The 21,395-nt window shown below is 72.4% G+C and carries 23 protein-coding genes; 5 read left to right on the top strand and 18 right to left on the bottom strand.

Annotated features, from left to right (window positions below):
* Positions 1-85: 85 nt before the first annotated feature.
* From araD to AB0A69_RS03700, 5 genes are all read right to left on the bottom strand, one after another.
* A complete protein-coding gene (gene araD, locus AB0A69_RS03720) occupies positions 86-1,810 on the bottom strand; it encodes an L-arabinonate dehydratase (protein ID WP_361414884.1) in 1,725 nt (574 codons plus the stop codon).
* Positions 1,807-2,709: a dihydrodipicolinate synthase family protein gene (locus tag AB0A69_RS03715; RefSeq protein ID WP_361414882.1), complete on the bottom strand. Its 903-nt coding sequence runs from the start codon at positions 2,707-2,709 to the stop codon at positions 1,807-1,809. The genes araD and AB0A69_RS03715 overlap by 4 nt, the downstream gene beginning before the upstream one ends.
* A 32-nt stretch (positions 2,710-2,741) precedes the next feature.
* Positions 2,742-3,380: a GntR family transcriptional regulator gene (locus AB0A69_RS03710; protein WP_361414880.1), complete on the bottom strand. Its 639-nt coding sequence runs from the start codon at positions 3,378-3,380 to the stop codon at positions 2,742-2,744.
* A 173-nt stretch (positions 3,381-3,553) separates the two neighbouring features.
* On the bottom strand, positions 3,554-4,732 hold the full coding sequence (locus AB0A69_RS03705; protein ID WP_361414878.1) for a hypothetical protein: 1,179 nt from the start codon (positions 4,730-4,732) through the stop codon (positions 3,554-3,556).
* Positions 4,729-5,688 (bottom strand): 5-dehydro-4-deoxyglucarate dehydratase, encoded by a 960-nt coding sequence (locus AB0A69_RS03700; RefSeq protein ID WP_361414876.1) that lies wholly within the window; start codon positions 5,686-5,688, stop codon positions 4,729-4,731. Before AB0A69_RS03700 ends, AB0A69_RS03705 begins: the two co-directional genes overlap by 4 nt.
* Positions 5,689-5,943: 255 nt before the next feature.
* Here AB0A69_RS03700 and AB0A69_RS03695 point away from each other — a divergent pair, with 255 nt between their 5' ends.
* The 3 genes from AB0A69_RS03695 (at position 5,944) to AB0A69_RS03685 (ending at position 8,866) form a co-directional block, all read left to right on the top strand.
* The gene (locus AB0A69_RS03695; RefSeq protein WP_361414874.1) at positions 5,944-6,753 is read left to right on the top strand and encodes an NAD(P)-dependent oxidoreductase; all 810 of its coding nucleotides are present in this window, start codon (positions 5,944-5,946) and stop codon (positions 6,751-6,753) included.
* 80 nt (positions 6,754-6,833) lie between these two features.
* Positions 6,834-8,039, top strand: coding sequence for a TerD family protein (locus AB0A69_RS03690; RefSeq protein WP_361415211.1), 1,206 nt, complete (start codon positions 6,834-6,836; stop codon positions 8,037-8,039).
* 59 nt (positions 8,040-8,098) lie between these two features.
* Positions 8,099-8,866: an SDR family oxidoreductase gene (locus tag AB0A69_RS03685; RefSeq protein WP_361414873.1), complete on the top strand. Its 768-nt coding sequence runs from the start codon at positions 8,099-8,101 to the stop codon at positions 8,864-8,866.
* A 153-nt stretch (positions 8,867-9,019) separates the two neighbouring features.
* Here AB0A69_RS03685 and AB0A69_RS03680 read toward each other — a convergent pair whose 3' ends face one another.
* On the bottom strand, positions 9,020-10,492 hold the full coding sequence (locus AB0A69_RS03680; protein ID WP_361414871.1) for a hypothetical protein: 1,473 nt from the start codon (positions 10,490-10,492) through the stop codon (positions 9,020-9,022).
* Positions 10,493-10,697: 205 nt separating this feature from the next.
* Between AB0A69_RS03680 and AB0A69_RS03675 the strand changes: the two genes are divergently transcribed.
* A complete protein-coding gene (locus AB0A69_RS03675) occupies positions 10,698-12,563 on the top strand; it encodes an endonuclease/exonuclease/phosphatase family protein (RefSeq protein ID WP_361414869.1) in 1,866 nt (621 codons plus the stop codon).
* A gap of 21 nt (positions 12,564-12,584) precedes the next feature.
* On the opposite strand, the gene AB0A69_RS03670 is transcribed toward AB0A69_RS03675, so the two are convergent.
* From AB0A69_RS03670 to AB0A69_RS03655, 4 genes are all read right to left on the bottom strand, one after another.
* Positions 12,585-13,307 carry an antibiotic biosynthesis monooxygenase gene (locus AB0A69_RS03670; protein ID WP_361414867.1) on the bottom strand — a complete coding sequence of 241 codons (723 nt, stop codon included), beginning with the start codon at positions 13,305-13,307 and terminating at the stop codon, positions 12,585-12,587.
* A gap of 104 nt (positions 13,308-13,411) precedes the next feature.
* Entirely contained in the window at positions 13,412-13,708 is a 297-nt protein-coding gene (locus tag AB0A69_RS03665) for a DUF4235 domain-containing protein (RefSeq protein ID WP_361414865.1), read from the bottom strand.
* 8 nt (positions 13,709-13,716) lie between these two features.
* Positions 13,717-13,974: a DUF3618 domain-containing protein gene (locus AB0A69_RS03660; protein ID WP_361414863.1), complete on the bottom strand. Its 258-nt coding sequence runs from the start codon at positions 13,972-13,974 to the stop codon at positions 13,717-13,719.
* Positions 13,971-14,360 (bottom strand): phage holin family protein, encoded by a 390-nt coding sequence (locus AB0A69_RS03655; RefSeq protein ID WP_361414861.1) that lies wholly within the window; start codon positions 14,358-14,360, stop codon positions 13,971-13,973. Before AB0A69_RS03655 ends, AB0A69_RS03660 begins: the two co-directional genes overlap by 4 nt.
* Positions 14,361-14,502: 142 nt before the next feature.
* Here AB0A69_RS03655 and dapA point away from each other — a divergent pair, with 142 nt between their 5' ends.
* A complete protein-coding gene (dapA, locus tag AB0A69_RS03650) occupies positions 14,503-15,423 on the top strand; it encodes a 4-hydroxy-tetrahydrodipicolinate synthase (protein ID WP_361414859.1) in 921 nt (306 codons plus the stop codon).
* Here dapA and AB0A69_RS03645 read toward each other — a convergent pair.
* The 8 genes from AB0A69_RS03645 to sufD form a co-directional block, all read right to left on the bottom strand.
* Entirely contained in the window at positions 15,405-15,614 is a 210-nt protein-coding gene (locus AB0A69_RS03645; RefSeq protein WP_361414857.1) for a hypothetical protein, read from the bottom strand. The two genes, dapA and AB0A69_RS03645, sit on opposite strands and share 19 nt — an antisense overlap.
* A gap of 233 nt (positions 15,615-15,847) precedes the next feature.
* Complete coding sequence (gene dapD, locus AB0A69_RS03640) at positions 15,848-16,840, bottom strand: 2,3,4,5-tetrahydropyridine-2,6-dicarboxylate N-succinyltransferase (RefSeq protein ID WP_361414855.1); 993 nt, start codon at positions 16,838-16,840, stop codon at positions 15,848-15,850.
* 115 nt (positions 16,841-16,955) lie between these two features.
* Entirely contained in the window at positions 16,956-17,270 is a 315-nt protein-coding gene (locus AB0A69_RS03635; RefSeq protein WP_361415209.1) for a metal-sulfur cluster assembly factor, read from the bottom strand.
* 104 nt (positions 17,271-17,374) lie between these two features.
* The gene (gene sufU / locus AB0A69_RS03630) at positions 17,375-17,839 is read right to left on the bottom strand and encodes a Fe-S cluster assembly sulfur transfer protein SufU (RefSeq protein ID WP_361414853.1); all 465 of its coding nucleotides are present in this window, start codon (positions 17,837-17,839) and stop codon (positions 17,375-17,377) included.
* An 8-nt stretch (positions 17,840-17,847) separates the two neighbouring features.
* Entirely contained in the window at positions 17,848-19,104 is a 1,257-nt protein-coding gene (locus AB0A69_RS03625; protein WP_361414851.1) for a cysteine desulfurase, read from the bottom strand.
* Positions 19,101-19,865, bottom strand: coding sequence for a Fe-S cluster assembly ATPase SufC (gene sufC, locus AB0A69_RS03620; protein WP_355360186.1), 765 nt, complete (start codon positions 19,863-19,865; stop codon positions 19,101-19,103). Before sufC ends, AB0A69_RS03625 begins: the two co-directional genes overlap by 4 nt.
* Positions 19,866-19,872: 7 nt before the next feature.
* Positions 19,873-20,190: a non-heme iron oxygenase ferredoxin subunit gene (locus tag AB0A69_RS03615; protein WP_361414848.1), complete on the bottom strand. Its 318-nt coding sequence runs from the start codon at positions 20,188-20,190 to the stop codon at positions 19,873-19,875.
* Positions 20,190-21,386: a Fe-S cluster assembly protein SufD gene (gene sufD / locus AB0A69_RS03610; protein ID WP_361414846.1), complete on the bottom strand. Its 1,197-nt coding sequence runs from the start codon at positions 21,384-21,386 to the stop codon at positions 20,190-20,192. Before sufD ends, AB0A69_RS03615 begins: the two co-directional genes overlap by 1 nt.
* Between the last annotated feature and the right edge of the window lie 9 nt (positions 21,387-21,395).

Below are 21,395 nucleotides of genomic sequence, written 5' to 3'. Positions count from 1 at the left end.
TTCCGGATGCCGTTCGGTATCCCGGACATGCGGATCCTCGGGCGTACGGATCCTCGGGCGTACGGATCTCCGGTACGGCGGCGGCTCAGCCCGCGTAGGGGTCCGGGACCTCGCCGCTCCTGGCCAGGAACGCGAAGTCGCAGCCGGTGTCGGCCTGGGTGATGTGCTCGCTGTACAGGGCGCCGTAGCCGCGCTCGTACCGGACCGGCGGCGGCGTCCAGGCGGCCCTGCGGCGCGCCAGCTCCTCGTCGTCCACGTCCAGGTGGAGGGTGCGCCCCTCGACGTCGAGGGTGATGAGGTCGCCGGTGCGGACGAGGGCGAGCGGCCCGCCGACGTACGACTCGGGCGCGACGTGCAGCACGCAGGCGCCGTAACTGGTGCCGCTCATCCGGGCGTCGGAGATCCGCACCATGTCCCGCACCCCCTGCTTGAGCAGGTAGTCCGGAATCGGGAGCATGCCGTACTCGGGCATGCCGGGACCGCCCTTGGGGCCGGCGTTGCGGAGCACCAGCACGTGCTCGGGGGTGAGGGAGAGCGACGGGTCGTTGATGGTGCGCTGCATGGTCCGGTAGTCGTCGAAGACGACGGCGGGGCCGGTGTGCTTGAGCAGGTGCGGCTCGGCGGCGATGTGCTTGATCACGGCGCCGTCGGGGCAGAGGTTGCCGCGGAGGACGGCCACCCCGCCCTCGGGCGCGAGCGGGTTGCCGCGGGGCCGGATGACGTCGTCGTCGTGGACGAGCGCGCCGTCGAGCTGTTCGCGCAGCGTGTCGTGGGCGACGGTGGGCCGGTCCAGGTGGAGCAGGTCGGTGATGCGGGAGAGGAAGCCGGGCAGTCCGCCGGCGAAGTGGAAGTCCTCCATGAGGTGGCGCCCGCCGGGGCGGAGGTTGGCCAGGACGGGCACGGTGCGGGCGATGCGGTCGAAGTCGTCGAGGGTGAGCCCGACCCCGGAGCGGCCCGCCATGGCGATGAGGTGGATGACGGCGTTGGTGGAGCCGCCGAGCCCGAGGACGGTCGTCACGGCGTCCTCGTACGCCTCCGGGGTCAGGATCCGCGACAGCCGCAGGTCCCGGCGGACGAGCTCGACGATCCGCATCCCGGCGGCGGCGGCCATCCGGTCGTGTCCGGAGTCGACGGCCGGGATGGAGGAGGCTCCGGGCATCGTCACGCCGAGCGCCTCGGCGGCGGCCGTCAGGGTGGAGGCGGTGCCCATGGTCATGCAGTGGCCGGGCGAGCGGGCCAGGCCGCTTTCGAGCTCGGCCAGCTCGCAGTCCCCGATGAGCCCGGCGCGCTTCTCGTCCCAGTACTTCCACATGTCCGTGCCGGAGCCGAGGACCTCGCCGCGCCAGTGGCCCGGCAGCATCGGCCCGGCCGGTACGAAGACGGTGGGCAGGTCGGCGGAGGCGGCGCCCATGAGCAGCGCGGGCGTCGACTTGTCGCAGCCGCCCATCAGCACGGCCCCGTCGACGGGGTAGGAGCGCAGCAGCTCCTCCGTCTCCATGGCGAGGAGGTTGCGGTAGAGCATGGGGGTGGGCTTCTGGAAGGTCTCGGAGAGCGTGGAGACCGGGAATTCGAGCGGGAAGCCCCCGGCCTGCCACACCCCCCGCTTCACGGCCTGGGCGCGGTCGCGCAGGTGGACGTGGCAGGGGTTGATGTCGGACCAGGTGTTGAGGATCGCGATGACCGGCTTGCCGAGGTGCTCCTCGGGGAGGTAGCCGAGCTGGCGGGTGCGGGCGCGGTGGCTGAAGGAGCGGAGACCCGCCGAGATGCCGCTGCCGTACCACCGGTGGCTGCGGAGCTCTTCCGGATTCATATCTCCCACCCCTTGACGATCTCGGCGACCTCGGCGCGGCGGGCCTCGGGCAGCGGGCGGCTCGGCGGGCGCACGTCGCGGCGGCACACCCCGAGCACGTCGAGGGCCTCCTTGACGACGGTGACGTTGTCGGCGGACTGGTCGGCGGCGCGCAGCTCCTCGAAGGGGCGGATCCGCTCCCACACCTCGGCGGCGGCCGCCCGGTCGCCGCCGCGCAGCGCGTCGCGCAGGGCGAGGGAGACGGCCGGGGCGACGTTGACGAGGCCGGAGGTGAAGCCGGTGGCGCCCATGGCCCAGTAGGCGGGCGCGTACAGCTCGGCGAGGCCCGCGATCCACACGAACCGCTCCAGACCGGCGTCGCGGGCGACGGCGCCGAAGCGGGCGGCGTCGGGGACGGCGTACTTGACGCCGATGACGTTCGGGCACAGCTCGCCGAGGCGGGCGATGGCGGCGCCGTCGAGGAGGGGGTTGCGGACGTACGGCACGACGCCGAGCTCGGGGACGGCGTCGGCGATCTCGCGGTGGTAGTCGATCCACCCGTCCCGCGAGACGTACGGGTGGACGGGCTGGTGGACCATCACCATGCCGGCGCCGGCGTCGCGGGCGTGCCGGGCGGCGGCGACGGCGGTGGGCAGGTCGTGCCCGACACCGGCGAGGACCGCGGCGCGGTCGCCCACGTACGCCACGGTCAGTTCGGTGACGAGGCGCCGCTCGTCGGGGGTGAGCGCGTAGAACTCCCCGGTGTTGCCGCCCGGGGTCACGGCCCGTACGCCGCCGTCGAGGAGCCGGCCCAGCAGGGCGCGGTACGCGTCCCGGTCGACGCCTCCGTCGGGGCCGAAGGGTGTCACGGGGATCGCGACGACGTCCGCGAGCGCCGCCCTCGGTGATGCGTGGTCCATGCGGCTGTCCTTGTCTTCCGTCTGCGGAGTGTTCACGGGCGGGGGAAGGCGCGCTCGACGAACGAGGCGATGTGCTGGTGCAGCGCCCGCGCGGCACCCTCGGCGTCCCCGGCGGCCGCGAGGTCCAGGATCCGCCGGTGCTCGTCGGCCTCGCGCCGCCAGGACGGCTCGGCGCTCCAGGCGACGGTCGACACGAGGGCGGCCTGGTCGCGCACCTCGTCGAGCATCCGCGCCAGCAGCGGGTTGCCGCAGTGCGCGTACAGGGCGCGGTGGAACTCCCGGTTGGCGAGGGACCGTTCGGCCTGGTCGGCGGCGTTGTCCGCGTCGACCAGCGCCTGGCCGGCGACCTCCAGGGACGCCTTCCGCTCGACGGTGCGCCGCAGCGCCTCGGGCTCCAGGAGGAGCCGTACGTCGTACACCTCGCGCGCCATCGCGGCGTCCACGGTGCGGACGGTGGCGCCCTTGTACTGGCTCATGACGACGAGCCCGGTCCCGGCGAGCGTCTTCAGCGCCTCGCGCACCGGCGTCTTGGACACCCCGTACTGGGCGGCCAGTTCGGTCTCCACCAGCGCTTTGCCGGGGGCCAGCCGCCCGGTGAGGATCGCGTGCTTGATCGCTTCGAGGACGTACTGGGTGCGGGAGGGTATCGGGGTGGGGGCGGCGAAGGCCATACGGGCGGCTGCTCTCATATCTCGCGTATCGCGTCTCATATATGACGTACGAAGGACGACGGGTTGAAGGTAGGGCGGTGGCATGGCTACGTCAACGCTTCCGGCGAAAAAGGCCCGGCCGGATCGGCCGGGCCCGAACGCAGGCCGCCCATAAGGGCGTTGGCCTCTCCGCGTCAGCGCAGGTCCCGCAGCGCCTCCGCCACCGCCGCGAGGTCGCGGGGCGAGGCCAGGCCCGCGTGGTAGAGGCGCAGTTCGGTGGCGCCGAGGGTGCGGGCGCGGCGGGCGTCGGCCGCGAGGGTGGCCGGGGAGCCGCCCATGCCGGAGACCACCGTGAGGTTGGCGGCCAGGACGGTGTCCCCGCGGGCGTGCGCGGCGAACGGCGGGAGCACCTCCTCCGCCCCGCCGCCCGTGCAGGGCAGGACGACGCCGTCCGCGACGGACAGGAGGTGCGCCGGGTCCGCGCCCGCGTTGGCGCCACAGCGGTACGGGGCGGGGTCGGCGTGCAGCAGCACCCGGAAGCCCGGCGGCGCGGCCGCCCGGACCGCCGCGACGCACGCCTCCTGGAGGGCTCGGGCGACACGGGTGCGCCAGGCGAGGGTGGCGTCGGCGAACCCGGCGCCCAGCAGCTTCCCGACCGCCGGCCACCCGGCCCCGCCGGTCCCGCTCCCCGCCCACACCGGCTCCAGGGCGCGGCGCACGACGGCGCCGAGCTCGTCCGGGTCCAGGCCCTCGCCCGCGTACCCGTCCCGGCAGGTGCCGCAGAAGCACAGCGACATCAGGTACTGCGCGGCGTCCCCGAGGGTGACGCCGCCGGTCTTGTCGTGGGCGTGCAGGTGGGCCATGCCGTACCAGCCGCACGACTCCAGTTCGGTGCCGCGCGCCCCGGGGCGTACCGCCGCTTCGGCGGCGAGCTCGGCGAGGTACCCCCGCACGTCGGGCCGGGCGACGCAGGGCGCCCAGGGGTAGCGGTCGCCGTACGCGTTGACGACCGAGGTGTCCGGGTGTTCGACGCCGAGGCGGGAGCTGTGCGCGAGGACGACCCAGCTGTGCACGTCGAGCCCGGCGTCCGCCAGCGCCTCGGCGGCCTCGCCGTACGCGTCGCCGGGGGCCCACGCCCCGGCCGTGTACGGGCGCAGCGGGTGGCGGGCCCAGCGGCCGGGGTCCGGCGGGTAGAGGACGGCGGCGTACTCGGCGGTGACGACGCGGTGGCGGGGATGGAGCGGGGTCAGGGCGCGGGTGGAGTGGTACGCGGAGGCGAGCGTGACCTGCCGGACGCCGAGGTCGGCGACGCGCCCGGCGGCGTCCGGGTCGCCGATGACGTCCCAGGGGTAGAGGAAGGCGGAGGCTTTCACCGCTCGCCTCCGGGGCCCGGGGCGAGCAGGGCGCGGCCGTGCTCGACCAGCCGGGCGAGCTCCTCGACGTGGGCGGGGGCGGGCTCGCTGAGCGGCGGGCGGACCCCGCCGACGTCCAGGCCGCCGAGGCGTACCCCCGCCTTGACGAGGGAGACGGCGTACCCGCGTCCCTGGGCGCGCAGTTCGACCAAGGGCCGGTAGAAGCCGTCGATGAGGCGGTCCGCGGTCGCGTCGTCGCCGTCGCGGAGCGCCCGGTGGAAGGCGAGGGCGATGTCGGGTGCGAAGCAGAAGACGGCGGACGAGTAGAGGGTGACGCCGATGCCCCGGTAGGCGGGCGCGGTCAGTTCCGCGGTGGGCAGGCCGTTGAAGTAGCACAGGTCGAGCCCTTCGGCGCGGACCGCGCTGACGACGCGCTGCATCAGGTCGAGGTCGCCGAGCCCGTCCTTGAGCCCGATGACGCCGTCGACGCGGGCGAGCGCGACGGCCGTGGCCGGGGTGAGGACGGCGTTGTCGCGCTGGTAGACGATGACGTCGAGGGAGGTCGCCCGGGCCAGCGCGGTGTAGTGGCGCAGCAGGCCCGCCTGGTCGGCCACGACCAGGTACGGCGGCATGGCGAGCAGCCCGTCCGCGCCCGCCTCCTCGGCGAGGCGCGCGTACCGGACGGCGAGCGCGGTGCCGTATCCGGTGCCCGCGACGACGGGCACCCGTCCGGCGGCCTCCTCCACGGCGGCGGCGACGCAGGCGCGGAACTCCTCCGGTGTGAGGGCGTGGAACTCCCCCGTGCCGCAGCAGGCGAAGACGGCGGCGGCGCCCGCCTCGACGCCGCCGCGTACGTGCGCACGGAAGGCGTCGAGGTCGAGCGCGCCGTCCGGTCCGTACGCGGTGACGGGGAAGAACAGCAGGCCGTCGAACCGGTCGGCGAGCGGTGCTCGACCTGGGGACGGGGCAGAGGTCACGGGGCGCTCCCTGAACAGCCGTCGCACACACGCGTGCACGATTCTGACCGATGTTTATATTTCTGAACGCCGCCACGCTAGGACAGCCCTCTTGGCGCGGTCAAGGCGCCGCTTGACGGAAAACCGCAACCGTGGCGGCGAGTTGGACGGGTACCCGCCACACTTGACGCTGTTCGCGCCCGCTCCCTAGCGTGTCCACGCTTGTGAATGCCGTCTACGCAGTTGAGCCGTCGGCCCTACCGAGGAGATCCACCCATGCCCGCTCCCCGCACCGTCCTGCTCACCGGCGCCGCCGGCGGCGTCGGCACCCTGATGCGGGGGCTGCTGCCCGCGTACGGCTACGACCTCCGCCTCCTCGACGTGACGCCCATCGACGGCGAGCCGGACGCCATCACCGCGGACCTGGCCGACCAGGACGCCCTGCGCGAGGCGGTCCGGGGCGTGGACGCGATCGTCCACCTGGCGGGCATCTCCCTGGAGGCCCCCTTCGAGAAGATCCTGCGCGCCAACATCGAGGGCACCTACCACCTCTACGAGGCGGCCCGGGAGGAGGGCGTCCGGCGGATCGTCTTCGCCTCCAGCAACCACGCCGTCGGCTTCACCCCGCGCCCGCACGGCTCGGACCCGCTGATCCCGGTGGACACCCCGCACCGTCCGGACACCCTCTACGGACTGTCCAAGTGCTTCGGCGAGGACCTGGCCCAGCTCTACTGGGACCTGCACGGCATCGAAACCGTCTCCGTACGGATCGGCTCCTGCTTCATGGAGCCCACCTCCGTGCGGATGCTGTCCGTCTGGCTGAGCCCGGGCGACGGGGCCCGCCTCTTCCACGCGGCGCTCACCGCCGAGGACGTACACCACACCGTGGTGTACGGATCGTCGGCCAACACCCGCCTGTGGTGGGACCTGTCCTCGGCGCGGGCGCTCGGCTACGACCCGCAGGACGACTCGGAGCAGTACGCCCCGAAGCTCGTCGCCGAGCACGGCGAGCTGGACGACGCCAACCCGGAGCACCGGGTCCTGGGCGGCCACTTCACCACGAACCCGCCGCAGTGGCCGCACTGACCCGTAACCGGAGTGGCCCAAGGCAGCGAAGGTAAGGGAACGGCAAAGCGGTCCCGCTCGTTACGTCAGGCATGACAGCTATGACCCCCGGCTCGAACATCCCCCTCACCGCCACCCGGGTGGCGGTGGACGTCTCCGCGCCCGTGCGGCTCGACGTATCGGGCCTGCTGCTCACCGCCGAAGGCAAGGTGCGCTCCGACGACGACTTCATCTTCTACAACCAGCCCTCCGGCGCCGGTGTCACCTACCGGTCCGGCGGCGGCACCGCCCCCGACGCGGTGATCGTGGACACCGCCGCCGTGCCGCCGGGCATCGAGAAGATCGTCGTCACCGCGAGCCCGGACGCGGCGGGCCAGACCTTCCAGGGCATCGAACCCACCGCGACCATCCGCGACGCCGACGGCGGCGCCGTCCTCGCCACCTTCACCCCGCCCCGGCTGGGCTCCGAGACGGCCCTGGTCGTGGTGGAGGTCTACCGCCGGGGCGGCGCCTGGAAGGCGCGCGCGGTCGGCCAGGGGTACGCCAACGGGCTGGCGGGCATCGCGACGGACTTCGGCGTGTCCGTGGACGAGGAGCCGGCCGCCGCACCGACCCCGGCCGCGGCCCCCGCTCCGGCCCCGGTGGCCGCGGCGCCCGTGACCCCGACGCCGGCCCCGGCTGCGCCTCCCGTACCGGCCGCGCCCCCGGCCGCCGCCGGTGCCGGCACCGGGAAGATCAACCTCGACAAGGGCCGCGTCAGCCTCCAGAAGAACCAGACCGTCTCCCTCGTCAAGGGCGGCCGCCCGCTGCTCTCCCAGGTCAAGATGGGCCTCGGCTGGGAGCCCGCGTACCGCGGCAAGGACATCGACCTCGACGCCTCCGTCATCGCCTACGGCCCCCAGCGCAACCACCTGGACAGCTGCTACTTCGGCAAGCTGTCCATCCTGGGCGGCGCCGTCAAGCACTCCGGCGACAACCTCACGGGCGAGGGCGCCGGCGACGACGAGGTGATCACGGTCGACCTGGGCCGGCTGCCGGCCGACGCGACGGGCCTGGTCTTCACCGTCAACTCCTTCTCCGGGCAGAAGTTCACCGAGGTCGCCAAGGCCTACTGTCGGCTGATGGACGCGGCCACCGGCGAGGAGCTGGTGCGCTTCGACCTCACCACGGCCGAGCCGCAGACCGGCGTGATGATGGCGAAGCTCATCAAGCAGTTCTCCGGTGAGTGGGAGATGACCGCGATGGGCGAGTTCGTGAAGTCGCGCACGGTCCGCGGCATGGTGAAGCCGGCGGCGCAGGCGCTGTGATACCCCCGGCTGACCCGGCTCCCCCGGCGGACGGCGCCGCTCCCCCTTCCCCTCCCCCGGTGGCGTTCCCCGCCACCGGCCGCCGCGTCCTGGTCAGCGGCGCCTCGCGCGGCCTGGGGCGCGCCGTCGCCCGGGCCTTCGCGGCCAACGGCGACCGGGTCGCGGTCCACTACTCCTCGCGCGGCGAGGAGGCGCGGCGCACCCTGGAGTCCCTGCCGGGCACGGGCCACGTCCTCACCCCCGGCGACCTCTCCGACCCGGCGCAGGCCGCCCGGGTCGCGGACGCCGCGGCGTCCGCGCTCGGCGGCCTGGACGTGCTCGTCAACAACGCGGCGGTCAACATCCGGCACCCCCTGGCCGAGACGCCGTACGACGCGTGGGTGGCGCTCTGGCAGCAGCACGTCTCGGTCAACCTCCTGGCCACGGCGCACCTGAGCCACCTCGCCGCGCGCCGCATGATCGACCAGGGCGCGGGCGGGCGCATCGTGAACATCGGTTCCCGCGGCGCCTTCCGCGGCGAACCGGACCACCCCGCCTACGGCGCCACCAAGGCCGCCGTCCACGCCCTGGGCCAGTCGCTGGCGGTCTCCCTGGCGCCGCACGGCATCGCGGTCGCGTCCGTCGCGCCCGGTTTCTTCGCCACCGAGCGCGTCGCGGACCGGCTGACGGGCCCGGAGGGGGAGGCGATCCGGGCGCAGAGCCCCTTCGGCCGGGTGGGCACGGCGGAGGAGATCGCGGCGGCGGTGCTGTGGCTGGCCTCGCCGGAGGCCGAGTGGTCCTCGGGCACGATCCTGGACCTCAACGGCGCCTCGCACCTGCGCGGCTGAAGCGGAATCAGGGCGGGCCGGTACGCCGCGGGCGGGCCGGCGTAACGAAGCCCCGCCCCGAGCGACGAGCGCCCGGGGCGGGCGCGGGGGGCGGGCGTGGGGGCGCGAGCCCCTACGCCCCCACGCCCCTACGCCCCGCACACCTATACGTCCTCACGCGCCCGCGCGCGACCGTGCCTTGAACGCGGCCTTCCGGGCCGCCTTCGCCACCCGCTTGTCGCGGTGCAGACGGCCCATCGCCTCCAGCACCTCCGGTGTCGCCGGGTGCTCGACGCGCCAGGCGGTGTCGAAGAAGCCGCTGTGCTGGCCCGTCAGGCCCTCCACCAGGTCCTGGAGCTCCTCCAGTTCGCCCTGCGCGTCCAGTTGCGCCGCGATCGTGTCGATGGCCAGCCAGAAGATCATCGACTCCGGCGGCGCCGGCACGTCCGCCGCGCCCCGCTCCGCGAGCCACACCCGCGCGAGCCCGCCCAGCTCCGGGTCGTCCAGCACCTCCCGTACCGCCGGCTCCGCCTCCGCACCCGCCAGGGTGAGCGCCTGCTGGCAGTGGAGCCGCCGCAGCGGCGAGTCCGCGTCCGTGCCCTTCGCGGCGGCCAGGAGCTCACGTGCCGCGGCGACCGGCTCCCGCCGGGCCAGCCACTCCCGCGTCTCGGCCCGTGCGGCCCCCTCGGGGAAGTGCGCGACGCCCGCCAGCAGCGCCTCCGCGCCCTTGTCCGCGAGGTCGCCCACCGCCGGCGCGTCCACGCCGGCGTCCAGCATGCGCGCCCTCACGCCGTACAGGCCCAGCGGCGTGAGCCGCACCATCCCGTACCGCGACACGTCCTCGTCGTCGCCGACCGCGACCGGCTCGGCGTCGCCCGCCTCCGCCATCAGCGCCTCGTCGACGGGCGTGTACTCCACGAGCCCGATCGGCTCCAGGACCCGGAACTGGTCGTCCAGCCGCATCATCGCCTCCGACACCTGCTCCAGGATGTCGTCGGTCGGTTCACCCATGTCGTCCGGGAGGATCATCGACGCGGCGAGCGCGGGCAGCGGCACCGGGCCCGGCGCGCGGCCCGTCTCCGCCGCGCCGCTCTCCGAGACGGTCAGCAGGTACAGGTTGCCGAGGACCCCGTCGAGGAACTCGGCCTCCCCCTCCGGGTCCCAGTCCAGCGCCTCCAGGTCGATCCGGCCGTCCTCGCCGACGACGTCCGCGAGGTCGTCGAGCAGCGGCGCGGTGGCGTCCGCGAACACCGTCTCCAGGCCGTCGAGCCACAGCGCCAGCACGTCCTGCGGTGAACCGCCCGTGATCAGCGGCAGGTTCTCGCCCGCCGCGACGGACGCCTCCTCCGCCTCGTCCGCGCCCTCCGCCGGGTCCTCGACCTCCACCAGCCCGGTGTCGACGGCGACCCGCCACGCCTCGCTCGCGTACGCCGCCCCGTCCTCGTCCGCCGGCAGCCCCAGCACCTCCGCGGCGGCCGGCAGCAGCTCCTCGACGAGCTCGCCCCCGGCGCCGACCCGCGTCCCGGGCCCCGCCCAGCGGGCGAGCCGGACGGCCCGGGCCAGCAGCGGGGCGGCGAGCGCGTCACGCGCCAGCTCCGCGTCCGAGGGCAGCCGCACCGGCGGCAGGGTGGGACGGTCTGACGACATCAGGGGTCTCTCCTCGGGACGGGGAAGGGGTCCGGGCGGCCCCCAGCGTAGACGCATTTGGGTGCATGTCCGGTGGTTCATGTACCGGTCAACGCCCGTACACCCGCCAACCCTTGACAACTGGCCCACCCACACAAGACATTGACGCGCGTAGATCTCTTACCCCGATCACACCCCCACCTCCCACCACCATCGGAGCCTCTCCATGCGCCCCTCTCCCCTGCCGAGAACCGCAGCCGTCTCGGCCGTCGTCGCCGCCGCGCTCGCCGCCGGCCTGCTCGCCGCCTCCCCGTCCGCGTCCGCCCCGGCCGCCTCCACCACGGCCGCCGACTCGGCCGTCCAGGCGATACGTGTGCACGACATCCAGGGCTCCACCCGCATATCCCCCCTGGTCGGCCGCCAGGTCACCGCGGTGCCCGGCATCGTCACCGGCGTCCGCCCCTACGGCTCGAAGGGCTTCTGGATCCAGGACGCGCAGCCCGACGCCGACCCCGCCACCAGCGAGGGCCTGTTCGTCTTCACCGGCTCCGCCCCCACCGTCGCCGTCGGCGACGCGGTGACGGTCTCGGGCACGGTCACCGAGTACATCCCGGGCGGCACGTCCTCCGGCAACCAGTCCCTCACGCAGATCAGCAAGCCCACCGTCACGGTGGTCTCCTCCGGCAACCCGCTCCCGGCGCCCACCGTCATCTCCGCCCGCTCGGTGCCGTCGGCGTACGCGCCCGAGGGCGACCCGGCGGCCGGCGGCTCCATCAACGGCCTGCCGCTGCGCCCGGGTTCGTACGCCCTGGACTACCTCGAGTCGCTGGAGGGGACGAACGTCCGCATCGGCTCCTCCCGGGTCGTCACCGCGAGCAACGAGCACGCCGAGCTGTGGGTGACGGTGAAGCCGCACGAGAACCCGAGCGCCCGCGGCGGCGCGGTCTACGGCTCGTACGCCTCCCAGAACACCGGCCGTCTGAAGATCCAGTCGCTCGTCCCGCTCTCCCAGCAGCCGTTCCCCAAAGCGAACGTCGGCGACTGGCTGACCGGCACGACCGAGGGCCCGCTGGACTTCAACCAGTTCGGCGGCTACACCCTCGCCGCCCGCACCCTCGGCACGCTCGCCGACCGGGGTCTGGAGCGCGAGGTCACCGAGAAGCAGCACCGCAGCGAGCTGGCGGTGGCCACGTACAACGTGGAGAACCTCGACCCGGGCGACCCGCAGGAGAAGTTCGACGCGCTGGCGAAGGCGGTCGTGGAGAACCTCGCCTCGCCCGACATCGTGGCCCTGGAGGAGATCCAGGACAACAACGGCGCGAAGAACGACGGTACGGTCGCCGCCGACCAGACGCTCAAGAAGTTCACGGACGCGATCGTCGCGGCCGGCGGCCCGGCGTACGAGTGGCGCAGCATCGACCCGGCCAACGGCAAGGACGGCGGCGAGCCGGGCGGCAACATCCGGCAGGTGTTCCTCTTCAACCCCGAGCGCGTGTCCTTCACCGACCGCGCGGGCGGCGACGCGGCGACGGCGACCGGGGTCGTACGGGAGAAGGGCCGGGCGGCCCTGACGCACTCCCCCGGCCGGATCGACCCGGCGAACTCCGCCTGGGACAACAGCCGCAAGCCGCTGGCGGGCGAGTTCACCTTCCGGGGCCGTACGGTCTTCGTGATCGCGAACCACTTCGGCTCGAAGGGCGGCGACGAGTCGCTGGTCTCTCACCACCAGCCGCCGAACCGTTCCTCCGAGACGAAGCGGCTCCAGCAGGCCCAGGCCGTCAACGCCTTCGTGAAGGACGTCCTGAAGGTGCAGCGGACCGCCGACGTCGTCGTCCTCGGCGACATCAACGACTTCGAGTTCTCGGCGACGACGAAGGCCCTGACGGACGGCGGCGCGCTGTACCCGGCGGTGATGTCGCTGCCGCGCGCCGAGCGGTACTCGTACGTCTTCCAGGGCAACAGCCAGGTGCTGGACCAGATCCTGACGAGCCCGTCGATCCGCGACTTCACATACGACAGCGTCCACATCAACGCCGAGTTCGCGGACCAGAACAGCGACCACGACCCGCAGGTGCTGCGCTTCCGCCCGTAGGGGCCCGCACGGGTCAGGCGGTTACGCTCCCGGGCGCAGGCTCAGCGCGGGCGCGTACCGCTTGACCCCGCCCCCGACGACACCGGGGTAGGTCAGCACCCTGCGCCACTGCGGGGTGTCCGACCCGATCCCGTCGCCGGGGGCGGCGAGCGCCTCGACGTGGGCCCGGGCGCTCTCCCACTCGGCGTAGTTGAGGACGCGGGTGCCGTCGAGGCTGACGTGGAAGTTCCCGGAGATGGCCCCCGGGATGGGCCGCGGCTCGGTCTCCAGCGCCTCGAACACCCCGTCCACCCAGTGCCGCTGCCGCTCCGCGTCCGCGCCCTCGAACTCGACGTCGACGATGACGACGGCCCCCGGTACGCGGCTGTCGCCCTCGGCCGGCCCGTCCGTGCGGTAGAGCTCGTACGAGAAGAGGCCCACGCGCTCGATGCCGGGCACGGCCGCGTCGATCTCGTCGATCCGGTCGTCGCGATGGCCGGTGAAGAACGCGCGGTAGGTCTCCTCGTCGCGCCACTGCGAGTAGTGGAAGAGGGTGTCGCCGTCCTCCCCGGCGTACACGGTGTACGACAGGAGGCCATCGACCGGCCAGTCGCGGTTCTGCCAGGCCTTGGCGATGGCCTCCACGGCGGCGCTCTGCCGCTCGGGCGTCCCCACGCGCCAGGTGCTCGCCTTGACGACACCGGCGTCGGGCCGGGAGATCCGCGGGCGGGCGTCGGGGCCGAAGGTCGCGATCGTACGTGCCATGGCTGCTGCCTCTCGGATTCGCTGCCGCCCCCCGTTCGGTGCGGCCGGAACCCCATGATCAGACGTCAACCGCGCTTGAGGTCAACAGCCGGCGCTCATCCCTCTCACCCCGGCCAGGTGCCGGTCAGCCGCCGGACCCCGACCGCGCCGGAGCGGTCCACGGCCGCCTTGACGACGGCGAAGATGGCGCCCTGGATCGCGGCCGCGAGCAGGATCTCCTTCCACGCGCGCTCCTCGTCCATGGCGTCCGGGGCGTCTCCGTTGCCGACCGCCGCCCAGGCGCGGGAGAACAGCGTGCTCGCGACGGCACCGCTCGCCATGCCGAGGAGGAGGCCGACGGGCCGGTAGAGGAGCTTCTGCTTCCTCTTCTTCTTGTGCTGCTTCTTCTGCTTGTCCGCCATTCCCGCGCTCACCCCCACTTACCGCTGCGCCGCAGCTGCCAGACCACGATCCCCGCGACCACCATGGCCGCGACGGCGGCGAGGACCGGGCGCGGGTGGTTGCGCACGGGTTCCGGGGTCTTGTCGTGCACCAGGTGGGCGGCGCGCGCCTTCACATCGGTCTTGGCCATCAGCTGGTCGATCGTCTCGCCCAGCTCCTGCCGCTTGCGCGCCGCTTCGCGCCGCAGCTCGTCAGGTCCGGGCGCCTTACGCGTCTCCCGTGTCATCGGTGGACCCTCTCCTTGATCTCGTGGACGTCCGAACGCATCCCGTCGATCGCCCGCTCGGGCTTGGGCGGCACCGCGGCCTTCAGCTGTTTGCGGCCGAGGAGGGCGAGGATTCCGGCGAGCACCAGGAACACTCCGGTGGCGATGAGCACCGAGGCCCATACGTCGAGGGCCAGGTTCAGCAGGGCGGCCACGGTGGCCCATATCCCGATCAGCCCGACGTACCCGACGGCGGCCGCGGCACCGAGCATCCCGCCGCCTTTGCCCGCGCGTTTGCCCTTCTGCATCATCTCGGCCTGCGCGGTGCGCATCTCGGTCCTGACCAGGTCCGTGAGCTGCTCCGACGCCTGCTTCACCAGCTCGCCGACCGACGGTTCTCCGGCCATGGCAACGCCTCCCATCTCGTACGGGGAGCTTCGGGTACCCGCGTTCCGGTGCTCGGAACCCCGCCATCGTTCAGCACCGCTAACGTCTCGGCGTAAGAAGATCTAAGTAGATCTTCACTGATCGGCCGGTCACACTGCGTACATGATCCACACCACCACCGCCCCGCCCTTCGGTCGCGCCCTCTGTGCGATGGTCACGCCCTTCACCACCTGCGGCGAGCACCCCGACCTGGACCGGGCGCAGGAGCTGGCGGCGCACCTGGTCGCCGAGGGCTGCGACGGACTCGTCCTGAACGGGACGACGGGCGAATCGCCGACCACGAGCGACGCCGAGAAGGCCGCGCTGGTACGGGCGGTGCGCGAGGCCGTCGGCACGCGCGCGGTCCTGGTGGCCGGGGTCGGCACGGCGGACACCCGCCACACCGTCGAGCTGGCCCGCCAGGCGGAGGCGGCGGGCGCCGACGGGCTGCTCGTGGTGCCCCCGTACTACAGCCGCCCGCCGCAGGCGGCGATCGAGGCGCACTTCCGGCGGGTGGCGGACGCGACGGGCCTGCCGCTGGCGCTGTACGACATCCCGGGCCGCACGGGCGTCCGCATCGAGCCGGAGACCGTGCTGCGGCTCGCGAACCATCCGCGGATCGTGGCGGTGAAGGACTGCGCGTACGACCTGCTGGGCTCGGCCAAGGTCATCGCGCGCACGTCACTGGCGTACTACTCGGGCTGCGACGAGCTGAACCTCCCGCTGTACGCGATCGGCGGCGCGGGCTTCGTCAGTACGGTGGCGAACGTGGCCCCGGGCCCCATGCGTGCGGTGGTGGACGCCTTCGACGCGGGCGACACGGCCCTGGCCGCCCGCCTCCACCAGCGCACGCTGCCGCTGACGGAACTGATGATGGCGTCGGGCCTGCCGGGCGCGGTGACGGTCAAGACCCTGCTCTCCGCCGGCCCGGTACGGGAACCCCTGCAGCCCGCCGACCGGCGAACGGTCGACGGGCTGCGTGCGGCGTACGAGGAACTGCTCCGGCACCCGGTGCGGCCCCCGGTTCAGGAGCCGGTCACCTGATTGCTCCCGAGGATCGATACGTGCTCCAGCACGTCCTCCATCGGGTCGTCGATCTGGCCGATCGACAGCAGGGTGATGCGGTGCCCGTTGTCGGACCCCCGGTGACTCTCGTCGGCCTGCGCGGCCGCCCCGGACGAGAACACGGCCGCCAGCGCGAGCACCCCGGGAACGATCAACCTGCCGGTCTTCATATCAGCCGTCCCTCGCCTTGCCCATTCGTGTGATACGCGCCGACCTGCTTATCGGTCCTACGGACCGAAAGGTCACGCGACATCACCCGATCCAGCTCAGCCCGTGCCAGATGTCCGCCAAGCCCGAGTTCGGCGAGGCCACGTGCGCGAGCCCCTCCTCGGCCGTCGTCGGGCCGCGGAAGGGCTCTCGCGGAGAACATCACGAGGCGGCCGCACGTCACGACCGCCCGTGATCAGTTGTGGCTGTGCAGGATGTCGTTCAGGCCGCCCCACACCGCGTTGTTCGGCCGGGCCTCGACGGTGCCGGTGACCGAGTTGCGGCGGAAGAGGATGTTCGAGGCGCCCGACAGCTCGCGCGCCTTGACGATCTGGCCGTCGGGCATGGTCACCCGCGTGCCCGCCGTGACGTACAGGCCGGCCTCGACGACGCACTCGTCGCCGAGCGCGATGCCGACGCCCGCCTCCGCGCCGACGAGGCAGCGCTCGCCGATGGAGATGATGACGTTGCCGCCGCCGGAGAGCGTGCCCATGGTGGAGGCGCCGCCGCCGATGTCCGAGCCGTCGCCGATGACGACACCGGCGGAGATGCGGCCCTCGACCATGGAGGTGCCGAGGGTGCCGGCGTTGAAGTTGACGAAGCCCTCGTGCATGACGGTGGTGCCGGAGCCGAGGTGCGCGCCGAGCCTGACACGGTCGGCGTCGGCGATGCGGACGCCCGTGGGGACGACGTAGTCCGTCATGCGCGGGAACTTGTCGATGCTGGTGACCTGGAGGTGCAGGCCCTCGGCACGGGCGTTCAGCCGGACCTTCTCGACGTCGTCGACGGCGACGGGGCCGAGGCTCGTCCAGGCCACGTTGGCGAGGTGCGCGAAGATGCCGTCGAGGTTCTGCCCGTGCGGCTTGACCAGCCGGTGGCTGAGCAGGTGCAGCCGCAGGTACACGTCGTGCGCGTCGAGCGGCTTCTCGTCGAGCGAGCTGATGACCGTGCGTACGGCGACGACCTCGACGCCCCGGCGGGCGTCGACGCCGATGGCCTTGGCGGCGCCTTCCCCGAGCAGGTTGACGGCCTGGTCGGAGGTGAGCCGCTCGGTCCCGGCCGGTCCGGCGGCCTCGGTGAGCTCGGGCGCGGGGAACCAGGTGTCGAGAACGGTGCCGTCGCCGGCGATGGTGGCGAGGCCGGCGGCGACGGCGCCGGTGGTGCGAGGTGCAGACGGTGCAGAAGTCATGCAGGAAACCTAACCGCCGGTCGCCCGCTCAGGCGAACCGGTCTCACTGTACGGAGAAACGGCCGTGCCCTCCGGAAACGGGCCGGAGGGCACGGCGTCAAGGACGTGAGGGATCTCAGACGTTGAAGCCGAGAGCGCGCAGCTGCTCCCGCCCGTCGTCCGTGATCTTGTCCGGGCCCCACGGCGGCATCCAGACCCAGTTGATCTTCAGCTCGCGCACGATGCCGTCCGTCGCGGCCTTCGCCTGGTCCTCGATCACGTCCGTCAGCGGGCAGGCCGCCGACGTCAGCGTCATGTCGAGGGTCGCGATGTTCGAGTCGTCGATGTGGATGCCGTAGATGAGGCCGAGGTTGACGACGTCGATGCCCAGCTCGGGGTCGACGACGTCGTACAGCGCCTCGCGGATCTCCTCCTCGGACGCCGGCTTCATCGGGGCGGCCTCGGCCGCGGGTGCCGTCTCGGCGGCCGTCGAGGCGGCCTCGGCCGGCTCGGCCGTCGCCGTCGTCTCCGCCGTGTCGGCCGTCTGGTTCTCGGTCATGCGGTCTTCCTCTCCGCGCCCTCACCCATCACCTGGGCCGTCGCGTCCTTCCAGGCCATCCAGCTCAGCAGGGCGCACTTCACCCGGGCCGGGTACTTGGAGACGCCGGCGAACGCGACCGCGTCCTCCAGCACCTCCTCCATGGCGTCGTCCGGCTCGATCCTGCCCTTGGACTGCATCAGTTCCAGGAACGTGCCCTGGATCTGCTGCGCCTCGGCGAGTTCCTTGCCGACGAGGAGTTCATTCAGTACGGACGCCGACGCCTGGCTGATGGAGCAGCCCTGGCCCTCGTACGAGACGTCCGCGACGCGCGTGCCGTCGTACTTCACGCGCAGCGTGATCTCGTCACCGCACGTCGGGTTGACGTGGTGCACCTCGGCGTCGCCGTCCCGCAAGCCCCGGCCGTGCGGGTTCTTGTAGTGGTCCAGGATGACGTCCTGGTACATCGAATCCAGCTTCACACCCGCTCCTAGCCGAAGAAGTTCCGGACGTGCTCCAGGCCCGCCACGAGGGCGTCCACCTCGGCCGGCGTGGAGTACAGATAGAACGACGCTCGCGTGGTCGCAGGAATTCCGTACCGCAGGCAGACCGGCCGGGCGCAGTGGTGCCCGACCCGGACGGCGATGCCCTGCTCGTCGAGCACCTGGCCCACGTCGTGCGGGTGGATGTCGCCGAGCGTGAAGGAGATCGCCGCACCGCGGTCCTCGGCCGTCACCGGGCCGATGATCCGCAGGTCGGGGACTTCCCGGAGGCGCCGGATGGCGTACTCCGTGATCGCGTGCTCATGCGCGGCGATCTTGTCCATGCCGATCGAGGAGAGGTAGTCCACGGCCGCGCCGAGGCCGACGGCCTGCGCGATCGGGGGCGTACCGGCCTCGAACTTGTGCGGGGCGGGGGCGTACGTCGACGAGCTCATGGAGACCGTCTCGATCATCTCGCCGCCACCGAGGAACGGCGGGAGGTCCTCCAGCAGCTCCTGGCGGCCCCACAGCACGCCGATGCCCGTCGGGCCGCACATCTTGTGGCCGGTGAAGGCCACGAAGTCGGCCTGGAGCGCCTGCACGTCCAGAGGCATGTGCGGGGCGGCCTGCGAGGCGTCGATCAGCACCAGCGCGCCGACGTCCTGGGCGCGGCGCACCAGCGCCTCGACCGGGTTGACGGTGCCCATGATGTTGGAGACCAGCGTGAAGGAGACGATCTTCGTCTTCTCGGTGATGATCTCTTCGATGTTCGACAGGTCGAGCCGGCCGTCGTCGGTCAGCCCGAACCACTTCAGCTTCGCGCCGGTGCGCTGCGCGAGCAGCTGCCACGGCACGATGTTGGAGTGGTGCTCCATCTCCGTGATGACGATCTCGGTCTCGTGGTCGACCCGGTAGGGCTCGTCGGCCCAGCCCAGCATGTTCGCCACGAGGTTGAGCGACTCCGAGGCGTTCTTGGTGAAGATCACCTCGTTGCGGCTCGGCGCGTTGATGAAGGCGGCGACCTTGTCGCGCGCGCCCTCGTACAGCGCCGTGGCCTCCTCGGCCAGCACATGCACGCCGCGGTGCACGTTGGCGTTGTGCTGTTCGTAGTACTCACTCAGCACGTCGATGACCTGGCGCGGCGTCTGCGAGGTCGCCGCGTTGTCCAGGTACACCAGCTTCTTGCCGTCGTGGAGCACCCGGTCGAGGATCGGGAAGTCCTTGCGGATCGCCTCGGTGTCGAGAAGGCCCGGCAGCTGTGTCACGCGGATACGCCACCCTTCGTGTAGGACTCGTAGCCCTCGTTCTCCAGCTTGTCGGCGAGCTCGGGGCCGCCCGACTCGACGATCCGCCCGGCGGAGAAGACGTGGACGAAGTCGGGCTTGATGTAGCGGAGGATGCGCGTGTAGTGCGTGATCAGCAGGGTGCCGACCTCACCGGTCTCGCGGACGCGGTTGACGCCCTCGGAGACGATGCGCAGGGCGTCGACGTCGAGGCCGGAGTCGGTCTCGTCGAGGATCGCGACCTTCGGCTTGAGAAGCTCGAGCTGGAGGATCTCGTGGCGCTTCTTCTCACCGCCGGAGAAGCCCTCGTTGACGTTGCGCTCGGCGAAGGCGGGGTCCATGTTGAGGCGCTGCATGGCCTCCTTGACCTCCTTCACCCAGGTGCGCAGCTTGGGGGCCTCGCCGCGGACGGCGGTGGCGGAGGTGCGCAGGAAGTTGCTCACCGAGACGCCCGGGACCTCGACCGGATACTGCATGGCGAGGAAGAGGCCGGCGCGGGCGCGCTCGTCGACGGACATCTCCAGGACGTCCTCGCCGTCGAGGGTGACGGTGCCGCCGGTGATCGTGTACTTGGGGTGACCCGCCAGCGAGTACGCGAGCGTCGACTTGCCGGAGCCGTTGGGGCCCATGATGGCGTGGGTCTCGCCCTGCTTCACGGTCAGGTCGACGCCCTTGAGGATCTCCTTCGTGGCGTTGTCGGCCTCGACGGAGACGTGCAGGTCGCGGATTTCAAGCGTTGCCATGGGTGACTCAGGACTCCTGGGTGACGGAGACGAGCACATCGTCCCCTTCGATCTGTACGGGGTATACGGGGACGGGGCGCGTCGCGGGAAGGCCGGACGGCTTGCCGGTGCGGAGGTCGAAGGCGGAGCCGTGCAGCCAGCACTCGATCTGGCAGTCCTCCACCTCGCCCTCCGAGAGCGAGACGTTCGCGTGCGAGCAGATGTCGTGGATGGCGAACACCTCCCCCTCGGTGTGGACGATGGAGACCGGCGTGCCGTCGATCTCCACCCTCTTCGGGGTGTCCTCCTCCAGCTCGCTCAGCCCACAGGCGCGGACGAAGGGCATCAGAGTGACGCCTCCAGCTCGGCCTCGATCTTGGCGATGAGGCGCTCCTCGACGTCCGGCAGGCCGATCTGCTGGACGAGCTCCGCGAAGAAGCCGCGGACGACGAGGCGGCGCGCCTCGGCCTCCGGGATGCCGCGGGCCATCAGGTAGAAGAGCTGCTCGTCGTCGAAGCGGCCGGTGGCGGAGGCGTGACCGGCGCCGGCGATCTCGCCGGTCTCGATCTCCAGGTTCGGCACGGAGTCGACGCGGGCGCCGTCCGTCAGAACCAGGTTGCGGTTCATCTCGTACGTGTCGGTGCCCTCGGCCGCGGCCTGGATGAGGACGTCGCCGATCCACACGGCGTGCGCGTTCTCGCCCTGCAGCGCGCCCTTGTAGGCCACGTTGGACTTGCAGTGCGGGGTGTTGTGGTCGACCAGGAGGCGGTGCTCCTGGTGCTGGCCCTTCTCGGTGAAGTACAGGCCGAAGAGCTCGGCCTCGCCGCCGGTCGCGGCGTACTGCACACGCGGGTGCAGGCGGACCAGGTCACCGCCGAAGGTGACGACGACCGACTTGAAGGAGGCGTCCCGGCCGACCAGCGCGTTGTGCTGGCCGACGTGGACGGCCTTCTCGTCCCAGTCCTGGATGGAGACGACGGTGAGCTTGGCGCCGTCGCCGATGAGGTAGTCGACGTTGGCGGCGAGCACCGCGTCACCGGTGTGGTCGATGACCACGACGGCCTCGGCGAAGGCGCCGAGCTCGATGACCTGGTGGGCGAAGGCGGTGCCGCCCTCGCCGTGCACGGAGATCCGGACCGGCTCGGTGAGCACGGTCTCCTTGGGCACGGTGACGACCGAGGCCTTCTCGAAGCCGGAGTACGCCTGGGCGGCGACCCGGTCCACCGGGGTGCCGGCCTTGCCGAGCCGCGCGTCGTCGCGGCCGACGGTCTCGACGGTGACGCCCTCGGGCGCCTCCACCTCGACGCGTACGCCGTCGCCGGTGGCGACCGCGGTGCCGTCGTGCAGGCCGCGCAGCCGCTCCAGCGGCGTGAACCGCCACTCCTCCTCGCGGCCGTGCGGAACGGGGAAGTCCGCGACGTCGAAGGACGGGGGGGCGCTCATGCGGGTGGCGACGGTGGACTCGGCGGCCACCGCGATGGAGCCGGCGGTGGTGGAGCCCGCCGGGATGGTCCCCGTCGGGTTGTTCTGGGCCTCAGCCATGGCTGTCGT

This window comes from Streptomyces sp. NPDC045431 (genome assembly GCF_040646655.1).
Lineage (GTDB): Bacteria > Actinomycetota > Actinomycetes > Streptomycetales > Streptomycetaceae > Streptomyces.
This window is presented reverse-complemented; position numbering and strand designations above follow the sequence as displayed.

Excerpts from the sequence above, each read along its gene's own strand:
- araD (WP_361414884.1), bottom strand. The coding sequence starts at position 1,810 with ATGAATCCGGAAGAGCTCCGCAGCCACCGGTGGTACGGCAGCGGCATC.
- AB0A69_RS03715 (WP_361414882.1), bottom strand. The coding sequence starts at position 2,709 with ATGGACCACGCATCACCGAGGGCGGCGCTCGCGGACGTCGTCGCGATC.
- AB0A69_RS03710 (WP_361414880.1), bottom strand. The coding sequence starts at position 3,380 with ATGGCCTTCGCCGCCCCCACCCCGATACCCTCCCGCACCCAGTACGTC.
- AB0A69_RS03695 (WP_361414874.1), top strand. The coding sequence starts at position 5,944 with ATGCCCGCTCCCCGCACCGTCCTGCTCACCGGCGCCGCCGGCGGCGTC.
- AB0A69_RS03690 (WP_361415211.1), top strand. The coding sequence starts at position 6,834 with ATGACCCCCGGCTCGAACATCCCCCTCACCGCCACCCGGGTGGCGGTG.
- AB0A69_RS03680 (WP_361414871.1), bottom strand. The coding sequence starts at position 10,492 with ATGTCGTCAGACCGTCCCACCCTGCCGCCGGTGCGGCTGCCCTCGGAC.
- AB0A69_RS03675 (WP_361414869.1), top strand. The coding sequence starts at position 10,698 with ATGCGCCCCTCTCCCCTGCCGAGAACCGCAGCCGTCTCGGCCGTCGTC.
- AB0A69_RS03670 (WP_361414867.1), bottom strand. The coding sequence starts at position 13,307 with ATGGCACGTACGATCGCGACCTTCGGCCCCGACGCCCGCCCGCGGATC.
- AB0A69_RS03665 (WP_361414865.1), bottom strand. The coding sequence starts at position 13,708 with ATGGCGGACAAGCAGAAGAAGCAGCACAAGAAGAAGAGGAAGCAGAAG.
- AB0A69_RS03660 (WP_361414863.1), bottom strand. The coding sequence starts at position 13,974 with ATGACACGGGAGACGCGTAAGGCGCCCGGACCTGACGAGCTGCGGCGC.
- AB0A69_RS03655 (WP_361414861.1), bottom strand. The coding sequence starts at position 14,360 with ATGGCCGGAGAACCGTCGGTCGGCGAGCTGGTGAAGCAGGCGTCGGAG.
- dapA (WP_361414859.1), top strand. The coding sequence starts at position 14,503 with ATGATCCACACCACCACCGCCCCGCCCTTCGGTCGCGCCCTCTGTGCG.
- AB0A69_RS03645 (WP_361414857.1), bottom strand. The coding sequence starts at position 15,614 with ATGAAGACCGGCAGGTTGATCGTTCCCGGGGTGCTCGCGCTGGCGGCC.
- dapD (WP_361414855.1), bottom strand. The coding sequence starts at position 16,840 with ATGACTTCTGCACCGTCTGCACCTCGCACCACCGGCGCCGTCGCCGCC.
- AB0A69_RS03635 (WP_361415209.1), bottom strand. The coding sequence starts at position 17,270 with ATGAAGCCGGCGTCCGAGGAGGAGATCCGCGAGGCGCTGTACGACGTC.
- sufC (WP_355360186.1), bottom strand. The coding sequence starts at position 19,865 with ATGGCAACGCTTGAAATCCGCGACCTGCACGTCTCCGTCGAGGCCGAC.
- AB0A69_RS03615 (WP_361414848.1), bottom strand. The coding sequence starts at position 20,190 with ATGCCCTTCGTCCGCGCCTGTGGGCTGAGCGAGCTGGAGGAGGACACC.
- sufD (WP_361414846.1), bottom strand. The coding sequence starts at position 21,386 with ATGGCTGAGGCCCAGAACAACCCGACGGGGACCATCCCGGCGGGCTCC.